The organism is Streptomyces mexicanus (assembly GCF_902506575.1).
Classification (GTDB): Bacteria; Actinomycetota; Actinomycetes; order Streptomycetales; family Streptomycetaceae; genus Streptomyces; species Streptomyces mexicanus.
The window spans coordinates 6576331-6586756 of record NZ_LR732544.1 but is presented as its reverse complement, the minus strand read 5'-3'; the positions used below and the strand labels follow the sequence as shown (position 1 = coordinate 6586756).

The window sequence follows — 10426 nt, the reverse complement described above, 5'->3', positions numbered from 1 at the left end:
GCCGTGGACACACCAGATGCGCACTGCGTGGATGTCGCGGCGCGGTGACAGCCGCCGCACCGCCCCGCTTTGACCGCCGCTCGTGGCGTGCTGCGCCTTCCAGCGCATGCCCAGCCGGCCGCTGCCGGGGCCCGGCAGCACCACCCGTCGGAGCACTGCCGGAGCTGCCTCTCGTGGTTCCGCGAGGTGTGTGGGACGCTGCAAGCCTTCACAGGAGGGGGCGAGATGAGGCATGTTCCTTTCTTCCGGTGGGTGCTGACGCTCGGGTTCGTGCTCTGCGCCTGCGCGGTGGGGCTGTACGCCGTGGGGTCGAACTTGCCTGACGCGCGTCAGATCGACCTGACGGTGCTCGATGAGAAGCCCGACGGGTCGTGCAGGGTCCGCTGGTTCGACCCGTATCAGAAGCGGGCGAGGGAGGCGCCCTACCGGTGCGATCCCGGCCGGTCCGACCTCCTCAAGGCGCCGCAGTACAGCGGCAGCGACGGCTACGGCTGGGAGAGCGGGTTCCTGCTCACCGAGGGGCCGGAGCGAGGGAATCTCGAGGACCTCGCCACCGAGCAGGACCTCGGCTGTGCGGACGTCTTCCTGCTGCTGGGAATGCCGCTCATCGCCCTGGGGCTGATCGGCGGGAACCTCCGGGCCCTGCCTCGGGTCGTGGGGGTGCAGTCACGGCTCATCCGCCAGGCGAGCGACCTGTCCCAGGCCGCAACGTGGGCGGCCCAGGAGTACGAACGGGCCGTGTCGGCGGTGAGGGAAGCGGGACGCCACGACGTCCTGCCCCGGGACGCCGCCGGCGACCCGGGCTCCCCTCTGGTCACAGCGCTTTGGGTGCTGCGGGAGGCGGGCCCGCAGGCGCGCGAGACGGCAGCTCTCGGCCGGAAGCTCGCGAGCCGGCTTCACAGACTGCTGGACGATGCGGCCCCCGCCGCCGGGCTGCGGAGCATGCTGCAGGCCGGCCCGGCAGCCCGGTCAAGCGCCGCCCAGGCGGCTGCCGAGCTGCGCCTGCTGCTGGCCGACGCGGAACGCGACGGCCTGCCCGAGCGTTTCGCGCAGACCTCGGTCGACCTGCTCCGGGGGCAGGACGCCGACAGGGCCGCCCTCGCGGCCGCGACGGACTTCGCACGGGACCCCGCCGCGTACAGACACCTGTTGGCCCGGCTGACGCAGCCCGCGGCCCTACCGTAGGTGCCTCCTCCCTCTGCCTGCTCGTCCGGCGCGGCGACCACCTCCGCGAACCGGCGGCACGCCGACCGGGAAGCGCAGCGCCGCCCTGATGTGGTGCGGACTCCGGGAAGGACGGCGCGTCCGCTGCCTTGGGTACGGGCGGGCGTCAGCGCTCCGCATGCGGTGCGGGCATGTCGGGGAAGGACGGCACGGGGAGTTCCTCGCCGGCGAGGGCGGCGTCGACGCGGGAGCGGATGTAAGCGCCGGTCACGGGACAACTCAGCGGGTGGTCGGCCGGGCAGTCCAGCATGTGCCGCAGCATGGCGGCCGCGCGGGTGAGCCGGTCGATCCGCTCCTGCATGGCGTCGTGCTGGGTGGTGATGAGGGCGTCGACCGCTGCCGAGCGCGAGGCCTACGCCGACGGCCTCGCGGAGGCGCGGACATTGATCGCGGTGTCGGCCGCCTCGAACCGGTCGACGGCGGACGAGGACCCGGCCACGTGGCTGCCCCCGGCGGCCGGCCACCGCTGCCAGTACGCCACCGACTGGATCGCCGACAAGACCCGCTGGGGCCTGACCATCGACACCACGGAACACGACGCCCTGGCCGAGCGGCCCGGCCGCTGCCCTGACACCCCGTCGCAGTCCCCCTCGCTCGCTGGAGCAGCCGGATCCGTCTGAGGAGGCGGTTGCGGCATGATAAGGGCCGGCCGATGACCTGGGGGAAAACTGGCATGGCATGGTCTGAACAAACAGTGGTGCGAGACGGCGTCCGGCTTGCCTGCCGGGACTGGGGCGGGCCGGGACAGCCCATCGTGCTGCTGCACGGCTTGGCCGGTCACGCGGGTGAATGGGACATGCTGGCCGGGCGTTTGAGCTCCCGGTATCGGGTCGTCGCGGTCGACCAGCGCGGGCACGGCGCCAGCGAGCGCCACCCGCGGGACGTCTCCCGCGCCGCATACGTCGCCGACGTCGTCGCCGTCGTCGATCAGCTGGCGCTGCAGCGGCCCGTCCTGGTCGGCCAGTCGCTGGGCGGGCACACGGCCATGCTCACCGCCGCCGCACATCCCGGGCTCGTCCGCGCGCTCGTGCTCGTCGAGGCCGGCCCCGGCGGTGCACACCCGGACCTCCCTGCGGACATCGGCGGATGGCTCGACTCGTGGCCGACACCGTTCCCCTCACGCGAAGCGGCAGCCGCGTTCTTCGGCGGCGGACCGGTCGGCGCGGGCTGGGCGGCGGGGCTGGAGGAACGCGAGGGCGGATGGTGGCCGCGCTTCGACCGGGACGTGATGGTCCGCTCGCTGGCGGAGAACGCCCGGCGTTCCTTTTGGCACGAGTGGCGGCAGGTCGCGTGCCCCACCCTGGTCGTCCTGGCCCGATCCAGTTTCCTCCCCGCGCAGGAAGCCGACGAGATGCTCCGACAGCGACCCGCCACCATGGCCATGAGCATCCCCGGTACCGGCCACGACCTGCACCTCGAACAGCCCGGGATCCTGCACACCGTGCTCACGGAATTCCTCGAGGGCCTGGCCTGAAACTTCCGAGCGGTCACAACGCCACACGCCTCCCCATCGGACGGCTCGTCAGCACCGGCCCGCCCCAGCCCCTTCCCGCTCCGAGTGCCACGTGCGCCACACCGCACTCGGCGGCCGGCCACCGATCAGCCACACAGGTCAACGGGCTGGTGTGACCGGCTGTCGGGCTGCTCACCCCGGTCGTGGACGACTGTCTGCGCAGTGGATCGTCTGGCGGAGTGGTGCCGGGGCGGATCGAGTGTCAGGACAAGTCATTGGCAGTTCGGGGTAACGATCGGGCAGGGTGGACGTATGCCTGAGTCGCCCTTGCCCGGAGGTTTCGTCAACGCTGTCGTTCGTGTCGGGGACACGGTGCGCCGTCCGGCCTCGGCTCGCACGAGGTTCGTGGGTGATCTGCTGAGGTTGTTTCAAGCCCGTGGCTGGAGTGGTGCTCCGCGGTATCTCGGTAGGGACGAGGAGGGCCGTGAAGTCCTCAGTTACCTCAAGGGGCATGTGGCATGGGAGCCGTGTCAGCCTGCTGCTGTCTCATCGGACGAGAGTCTGGCGACGGTCGCCCGGCTCGTGCGTGAGTTCCACGACCTGACTGCCGGCACCCCGCTGGCCGGTGACCAGGAGGTCGTGTGCCACAACGACCTGTCGCCCAAGAACACGGTCTATCAGCTGCGCGGCGGAGAGCTTCGCCCGGCGGCTTTCATCGACTGGGACCTTGCGGCGCCGGGCGCGCGGATCCATGACGTCGCTCATGTCTGCTGGCAGTACGTCGATCTGGGTTCTTCGGTCACCGATGTCGAGGAGGTCGCCCGGCGGTTGAGGCTGATCGTCGACAGCTACGGGTTGGCGGACCGGCAACGTCTCGTGTCCACGATCCTGTGGTGGCAGGACCGGTGTCGGCGGGGCATCGAGTCCCAGGCCGCTGCCGGTGACGTGGCTATGGTGCGGCTCCGTGACGCAGGCGCGGTAAGGCACGTTAGGGCGGCCTATCAGTGGGTTTCCGATCATCGGGGTGCGCTGGAGCGCTCAATACGGTGAGCGCGTGCGTAACGGTCGCGGTCGGTCCGCTGGGTCCTGCCTGACAGTCGGAGGCCTTCTGCGAACCGGCGCGTGCGTGCTCCCGTCGGACCACCGGCGCATCCTCGCTGCCGTGCGCCAGGCCGCAATCCGCCGCTCGCGCCGGCTGCCTTGCTCAGTGACGGTACGCGGTGGTCGCGATCTCGACGAACGACCGGATCAACGGGTTGGTGTCACCCTCGTTCCACACCGCCACCACTCGGCTCGGTGGCATGTCGGTCAGCGGCACCACGGCCAGCTCCGCGGGCAGGTCGTGGCCGAGCGGGGCCAGGCCGACCGTGCCGTTCCACAGCACGGCCTGCAGGCATTCCTGGACGGCGCGCACCACTGGGCCCTGGCGCGGCCTGCCACCGTTCCAGTACGACTGCCAGATGGGGTCGGTGCCCTGCGGGAACTGGAACCAGCGGCGGTCGCTCAGTTCGGCCAGCCGCAGCTCGTCGCGGCGGGCCAGCGGATCGTCGGCGCGCAGGACCACGCCGACCGGATCGCTCCGCAGCGCACGCGACGTCAGGGCAGTCACGTCGAACGGTGCCCGAGTCAGCGCGACGTCGACCAGTCCGGCGCGCAACCCGCAGGTCGGGTCGGTCAGATCGGTGTCGCGGACGCGGATGTCGATGCCGGGGTGGTGCCGGCGGAAGGCGGCGGCCAGCCTGGCCACTCCCGGGTCGGTGCCGTCGCCCAGGATGCCGATGGTGAGGGTCGCGACGCCGGCCGCCGCGCTCACGCGTGCCCGGACGCGGTCGGCGTGGTCGAGCAGGGCCCGCGCCTCGTCGAGCAGCACCGTGCCCACCGCAGTGAGTGTGACGCCGGCGGGCGAGCGGGCGAAGAGCAGGGCTCCGACATCGGCCTCCAACTGTTTGATCGCCCGGCTCAGGGGCGGCTGCCTCATGTGCAGCCGCGTCGCGGCCCGGCCGAAGTGGAGTTCCTCGGCGCCCGCCACGAAGTAGCGCAAGGTCCGTAGCTCCACGCCGCAACGATACCCAGGAGGTATCGGCGCTGCGGAACAGGTCTTGGACAGCCCTGGGGACCCGGCGGTGAACTCGTGAGCATGACCGAAGAAGCGAAGACCAACGAGCCGCAGACTCACCCCGCTGTATCGGTGGTGGGTCCCGGCGACGGCGAGATGATCGTTCTGGGGACCACGCGCATGCGGGTGCTGGAGGACGGCACCCACACCGGGCACCGGCTCGCGATCGCCGAATCCGTCCTCGCCCCGCACACCCAAGGACCTCCACAGCACCGCCACGCCCGGCACGACGAGGGTTTCTACGTTCTGTCCGGCACCGTGCGGTTCACCGTCGGGGACGAGGAGCACGACGCCGCCGCGGGCACGCTCGTGATGGTGCCGCCCGGTACCCCGCACACCTTCGCCAACCTGACCGACCGACCCGCCGTCATGCTCAGCACCTTCACGCCCGACCTGTACGTGCAGTACTTCCGGGACCTCCAGGAGGCACTCGCCGGCGGCCGGCCGCTGACGCCCCAGGCCAATGTCGACGCGATGAGCCGCTACGCGACCAAGCCCGCCACCGGCCTCGCCTGAAGCCGACGGCGCAGCACGGCACGGCACGGCCGCCGTCCTTCCGGCCGGCAGGACGGCGGTGCTGCCGCTTTCGGCGCCCGGATCCCCGGACGAGGGACCGGGCCGTGACCAGGACTCATCTGGTGATCGACGCAATCGACGGGTCTCCGTGAGCCGGAGACCCATGAACGGGAAATCATGAACATCGCCTATGGGATCGTCGCGGGACTGCTCGCCGTCTTCTACCTCTACGCAGGCACGCTGAAGGTGATCCGCAGCCGCGACCGACTCCGGCCGATGATGGCCTGGGTCGACCGCATGCCCTTGCCTGCCGTCAGGGCGCTGGGGACGGTCGAAATACTCGGCGCCACCGGACTGATCCTGCCGCCGCTGACCGGTATCGCTCCCTCGCTGGCGACGGCCTCGGCCCTCGGTTTCGTACTCCTGCAGATCGGCGCGATCGCCGTCCATCTGACGGGCGAAGACCGCCGGATCGCACTCAACGTCGGGCTCACCGTCACCGCGGCCGTGGCCGTCTGGCTGGCCACCCGGCTGTGACCGAGCACGGTCTGCGACCGGGGGATACGACTGCGGACCTCTCGCCCCACGGACGCCGTCGATTCTCGTGAACATCGAACACGCCGCCCTCCGGCGCGCCGCTCGGTGTGCTGCCCGTCTGCTGTCCCCCCTCGTGAACAGAGCCACCCGCCGGGGGCCCGGACCATGAATGCCCGGCGCTGCGGCCGAACCGCTCGTCGTCCGCACTGTCCACCCGTACCAGGGCTGTTTCGGTGAACCCGTGGCGCGCAGGCGTGAAGCGCAAGACGTGTGGGGCCTGGACCGGGAAGCATGGTCGGCCCCCGGGCCTTTTGAGCCGCCAGGGCAGTGTTCAGGAAAGGACCTCCACATGAGTGATCGGCCTGATGCGGGTGCGGGCTCCAAGACCACCTCGGACCTGGTGGTGGAGCGGCTTCTCGACTGGGGCATCGACACCGTCTTCGGGATCTGCGGGGACCAGGTCAACGGCTTCTTCGAGGCGCTGCGCACCCATCCGCAGATGCGGTTCGTGCACGTGCGGCACGAGGAGAACGCCGCGCTGGCCTGCGTCGGCTACGCGAAGTTCACCGGCCGACCGGCCGCGTGCGTGGCCACCGCCGGCCCCGGAGCGGTCCATCTGCTCAACGGCCTGTACGACGCCCGTATCGACGGCGCACCCGTGATCGCGATCACCGGCCTGTCCTACCACGACACGGTCGGCGCGCACTTCCTGCAGGACCTGCCCTCCGACCGGCTGTTCGAACACGCCTGCATGTTCTCCGAGCGGGTCATGGGCCCCGCCCACGCCGTGCCGGCCACCGACCTTGCGGTGCGCAGCGCCCTGATGAACCGGACCCCCTCCCATCTGGCGATCCCGATCGATGTCCAGTCCGTCGCGCTGGAGCAGGACACGGCCTCGCCGAAGAACGTCCCCGGGCACCTGTCACTCGCCGCGCAGCCGTTCACCGTGGTCCCGCCCGAGGACCAGCTGCGCAAGGCCGCCGAGGTGCTGAATGGCTGCCGGCGGGTGGCGATCTGCGCCGGGGCAGGCGCACGCGGCGCCGGCGAGCTGCTCGAACAGGTCGCGGAAGTGCTGGGTGCGCCGATCATCAAGGCCGGACTGGGCAAGGACTGCGTTCCCGACGACAGCCCCTACACCACCGGCGGCATGGGGCTGATCGGGACCCGAGCCTCCCACGAGGCGTTCGAGACATGTGACGGGTTCCTCATCGTGGGCTCCTCCACCCCCTACTACGAGTTCTGGCCCGAGCCCGGACAGGCCCGCGGCGTACAGATCGACCTCAACGCCGACCGCATCGCCATGCGCTATCCCGTGGAAGTGGGCCTGGTCGGTCATGCGGCAGCCGTTCTTGAGCGGCTGCTGCCCCTGCTGGAACGCAAGGAGGACCGGACGTTCCTGCAGCGGGCGCAGGACACCTACCGCAAGTGGTGGGAGCTGATCGGCGAGCAGGCCGCGAGCTCCGGCACGCCGATGCGCCCGCAGGTGGTGACCTGGGAGCTGTCGAAGGCGCTGCCGGACGAAGCGATCGTGACCGGTGACGCGGGCACGGTGACCGCGTGGGGCGGTCGGCTGCGACTGCGCAGGGGTATGCAGTATTCCTTCTCCGGGACCCTGTGCACCATGGGCTCCGCCCTGCCCTACGCCATCGGCGCCCAGCTCGCTCACCCCGGCCGGCCGGTGATCGCCTTCACCGGTGACGGCTCGATGAGCATGGGGCTGGGTGAACTCGCCACGCTCGCCCAGTACGACCTGCCCGTCAAGGTCGTCGTGCTGCGCAACAACTCCCTCGCCCTGGAGGTGTGGGAGCAGACCGCGCTGCTGGGCAACCCCCAGATGGGCTGCGCACTGCATCCCATCGACTTCGCCGCCGTCGCCCGCGCCTGCGGCCTGAAGGCCTTCCGGATCGAGGACCCGGCCGACGCCGCCGGCGTGTTCGCCGAAGCGATGGCCGCCGACGGACCGTGCCTGATCGAAGCGATCACCGACCCCGACGAAGCCCCCTTCGGCGAGAGCCTGCAGCCCACCCACGCCCAGCACATCGCCCAAGCCTTCGGCAAGGGCGAACCCGCGGCCCAGGCCATGGCGCGCAACCTCCTCCAGGACGGCCGCGTCGCCCTCTCACCCGCACTCCAGCAGCACTACGACGAACTCGCTCGCTACCGCTGACCCAACCCCACTGGGCCGAGGGCAGCGCCCGCGAGGACGCCGCCGCCGGAGCCGCCCGCTTCCAGGCCGCCGCAGCGCCCGAGGGTGACGTTGGGCAGCATGCCGACGGTGTCATGGCCGGTGTTCATGCGAAGCGGCAGCACCGGTCGAGGGGATGAGGGGCGCTGTTGCCTGCCGGCGTCTTCGGCTGTCGAGGGACGGTCCCTCAGTGGGTGGAGTGGCGGGGGCGGGGTGCGATGCCAAGGGTCGGCATCAGGGTGTGCGAGGTTGCCGAAGTCCCTGGAGGAGGAGAGCGATCAGGCGCCGGGGGTCGTAGCGGGGGTCGTTGTCGTGTCCGATACAGAGGTTGCCGATGCCGCGCATCAGCTCGTACGGCTGCGTACCGGGCCTGATGTCGCCGGCGTCGGCGGCAGCGTCGAGCAGTTGGGCGCAGACGGGCAGCAGGCGGTCGAGGAAGTAGTCGTGCAGCGCGGCGAAGCGGTCGTTGTCGGACTGCAGGGCGTCGGCGAGTCCGTGCTTGGTGACGAGGAAGTCGACGAAGAGGTCGATCCACTTACGCAGCGCGTCGAAGGGGGAGCCGGCACTGGCCAGCAGGTTCGGGCCGGCCTCGGCGCATGCCTCGATCTGGTGGCGGTAGACGGCGGTGACGAGGTCCGCCCGGGTCGGGAAGTGGCGGTAGATCGTGGCCATGCCGACGCCCGCCCGGGCGGCGATCTGGCGGATCGGCGCGTCGACGCCGGAGGTGACGAACACCTCGGCGGCGGCAGCGAGCACCGCCTCCCGGTTGCGCTGGGCGTCGGCCCGCTTGCCTCGGGACGGCGACTTTCCCGTAGGACCGTCGGTGGTCACCGCGTACTCCCTCCACACCGATTGACAAACCGGAGCAACGCTCCGGATACTAAGTGGAGCGACGCTCCGCTTCAGCTTAGCCGAAGCGGATGCCCCTGTCCGCCACGTCCGTCGCCGGCCGCAGCAGACCAGCGACGGCAGGCGCCACCGAAAAGGAACCTTCTCGTGACCGCATCCACTGCCACCAGCGCCGACTCCTTCGGCGCGCCCGCCCCGGTCCTGTCCTTCAGCCCCGTAGTCCTCTCGGTGCCCGGACGACCCGTAGACCTCCAGCTGCGCGTCTCCGCACCCGCGACCGGGGCCGGCCTCCCCGTCATCCTCCTCTCCCACGGTCACGGCCCCTCGAACAACCTCTCCTCGCTCAACGGCTACGCGCCCCTCGTCAACTTCTGGGCCGCCCACGGATTCGCCGTCATCCAGCCCACCCACCTCACCTCCCGGACACTGAGCCACCTGGTCGCCGACGCACCCGGCGCGCCCTACTTCTGGCGGTCCCGGGCCGAGGACATGACCCATATCCTCGACCGGCTCGACACGATCGAGCGCACCGTGCCGCAGCTCGCCGGGCGGCTCGACCGCACCAAGGTCGCCGTCGCCGGACACTCGCTCGGCGGCTTCACCGCCGCCCTCCTGCTGGGCGCCGGGCTCAACGACCCCGACACCGGGAAACTCGTGCACGTCACCGAGCCCCGGATCAGGGCCGGCGTACTGCTCGCCGCGCCCGGCAGGGGCGGCGACGCCTTCAACGGGCCCATGGCCGAGCAGTGGCCGGTCATCGGCGCCGTCGACTTCTCCACCATGGCCGCACCCGCGCTGGTCGTCGCCGGCGACAAGGACGACTCCCGGCACTTCACGGACATCGGGCCGGCCTGGCACACCGACCCCTACACCCTCGCTCCCAGTCCCAAGACCCTGCTCACCCTGTTCGACGCGGAGCACGGACTCGGCGGAATCGCCGGATACGATGCCGCCGAGACCACCGACGAGAACCCTCAGCGGGTCGCCGCCCTCGCCCGGCTCACCGCGGCCTACCTCCACACCCAGCTCCACTCCGGCGCCCGCACATGGCCGGCCGCGTGCGAGGCACTGACCACCGGCCCCCACTCCGTAGGACGAGTCGAAGCCAAGTGAGCCCCGCTGCCGCGCCCCTTAATGCCTCGAACGATCCGGCCCGGGGCGATGACGCCATAGGCCCAGTGCCCCGGCATGCGTCCGGCCCCCTCTCGACGTGGCGTCGAGAAGGGGCCGGTGCGTAAGTAGCGGGGACAGGATTTGAACCTGCGACCTCTGGGTTATGAGCCCAGCGAGCTACCGAGCTGCTCCACCCCGCGTCGGCAACTCGTTCACCTTACACGTGAGCGCTGCCGGAAAGCGAACACGCCCATCCCCTGAGGAGTGGCGCCGGGGACGGGTGGCAGGGGTGTGAAAGTGGTGCCGCGGCCCATGGACATTTCGATCAGGACATCTTGCGATGCCTCGGTATCCCCCAGCACGTGGCGGCCGCCGCCGAGCGCGAGCCGGCGGCTGGGGCCGACCCTGGCGATGCAGGGGCCCATCAGGCAGG

General features: G+C 70.9%; 13 protein-coding genes and 1 tRNA gene. 8 read left to right on the top strand and 6 right to left on the bottom strand.

Features of this window, described 5'->3' with window-relative positions:
• The first annotated feature begins 225 nt into the window (after window positions 1–225).
• Window positions 226–1185, top strand: a complete 960-nt coding sequence (locus GV126_RS29470; RefSeq protein WP_159672418.1) for a hypothetical protein — start codon at window positions 226–228, stop codon at window positions 1183–1185.
• A gap of 145 nt (window positions 1186–1330) precedes the next feature.
• Here the strand turns inward: GV126_RS29470 and GV126_RS29465 are convergent, their stop codons facing one another.
• Window positions 1331–1525, bottom strand: a complete 195-nt coding sequence (locus GV126_RS29465; RefSeq protein ID WP_185947630.1) for a MerR family transcriptional regulator — start codon at window positions 1523–1525, stop codon at window positions 1331–1333.
• Between the two features lie 19 nt (window positions 1526–1544).
• On the opposite strand from GV126_RS29465, the gene GV126_RS29460 reads away from it, so the two are divergent.
• The 3 genes from GV126_RS29460 (at window position 1545) to GV126_RS36765 (ending at window position 3727) form a co-directional block, all read left to right on the top strand.
• The gene (locus GV126_RS29460) at window positions 1545–1844 is read left to right on the top strand and encodes an HNH endonuclease (protein WP_185947629.1); all 300 of its coding nucleotides are present in this window, start codon (window positions 1545–1547) and stop codon (window positions 1842–1844) included.
• Window positions 1845–1897: 53 nt separating this feature from the next.
• The gene (locus GV126_RS29455) at window positions 1898–2698 is read left to right on the top strand and encodes an alpha/beta fold hydrolase (protein ID WP_159674228.1); all 801 of its coding nucleotides are present in this window, start codon (window positions 1898–1900) and stop codon (window positions 2696–2698) included.
• A 561-nt stretch (window positions 2699–3259) separates the two neighbouring features.
• Window positions 3260–3727, top strand: a complete 468-nt coding sequence (locus tag GV126_RS36765) for a phosphotransferase family protein (protein WP_236570159.1) — start codon at window positions 3260–3262, stop codon at window positions 3725–3727.
• Between the two features lie 154 nt (window positions 3728–3881).
• On the opposite strand, the gene GV126_RS29445 is transcribed toward GV126_RS36765, so the two are convergent.
• Window positions 3882–4733 carry a LysR family transcriptional regulator gene (locus GV126_RS29445; protein ID WP_236570158.1) on the bottom strand — a complete coding sequence of 284 codons (852 nt, stop codon included), beginning with the start codon at window positions 4731–4733 and terminating at the stop codon, window positions 3882–3884.
• 81 nt (window positions 4734–4814) lie between these two features.
• On the opposite strand from GV126_RS29445, the gene GV126_RS29440 reads away from it, so the two are divergent.
• The 3 genes from GV126_RS29440 to GV126_RS29430 all read left to right on the top strand — a co-directional run bounded on the left by GV126_RS29440 (window position 4815) and on the right by GV126_RS29430 (window position 8013).
• Complete coding sequence (locus GV126_RS29440) at window positions 4815–5309, top strand: cupin domain-containing protein (protein ID WP_185947628.1); 495 nt, start codon at window positions 4815–4817, stop codon at window positions 5307–5309.
• Window positions 5310–5486: 177 nt separating this feature from the next.
• Window positions 5487–5846 (top strand): DoxX family protein, encoded by a 360-nt coding sequence (locus tag GV126_RS29435; protein ID WP_159672413.1) that lies wholly within the window; start codon window positions 5487–5489, stop codon window positions 5844–5846.
• Between the two features lie 349 nt (window positions 5847–6195).
• Window positions 6196–8013 (top strand): thiamine pyrophosphate-dependent enzyme, encoded by a 1818-nt coding sequence (locus tag GV126_RS29430; RefSeq protein ID WP_159672411.1) that lies wholly within the window; start codon window positions 6196–6198, stop codon window positions 8011–8013.
• Here the strand turns inward: GV126_RS29430 and GV126_RS29425 are convergent.
• Together GV126_RS29425 and GV126_RS29420 are read right to left on the bottom strand one after the other, a co-directional pair.
• Complete coding sequence (locus tag GV126_RS29425) at window positions 8004–8141, bottom strand: hypothetical protein (protein WP_159672410.1); 138 nt, start codon at window positions 8139–8141, stop codon at window positions 8004–8006. The two genes, GV126_RS29430 and GV126_RS29425, sit on opposite strands and share 10 nt — an antisense overlap.
• Before the next feature lie 124 nt (window positions 8142–8265).
• Window positions 8266–8862, bottom strand: coding sequence for a TetR/AcrR family transcriptional regulator (locus tag GV126_RS29420; RefSeq protein WP_159672408.1), 597 nt, complete (start codon window positions 8860–8862; stop codon window positions 8266–8268).
• Window positions 8863–9027: 165 nt separating this feature from the next.
• Between GV126_RS29420 and GV126_RS29415 the strand changes: the two genes are divergently transcribed.
• Window positions 9028–9993 carry an alpha/beta hydrolase family protein gene (locus tag GV126_RS29415; protein WP_159672406.1) on the top strand — a complete coding sequence of 322 codons (966 nt, stop codon included), beginning with the start codon at window positions 9028–9030 and terminating at the stop codon, window positions 9991–9993.
• Between the two features lie 126 nt (window positions 9994–10119).
• Here GV126_RS29415 and GV126_RS29410 read toward each other — a convergent pair.
• Both GV126_RS29410 and GV126_RS36760 read right to left on the bottom strand, forming a co-directional pair.
• Window positions 10120–10193, bottom strand: a tRNA-Met gene (locus GV126_RS29410).
• 12 nt (window positions 10194–10205) lie between these two features.
• Window positions 10206–10426: hypothetical protein (locus tag GV126_RS36760; protein WP_236570157.1), on the bottom strand; the 221-nt coding region annotated here is incomplete at its 5' end.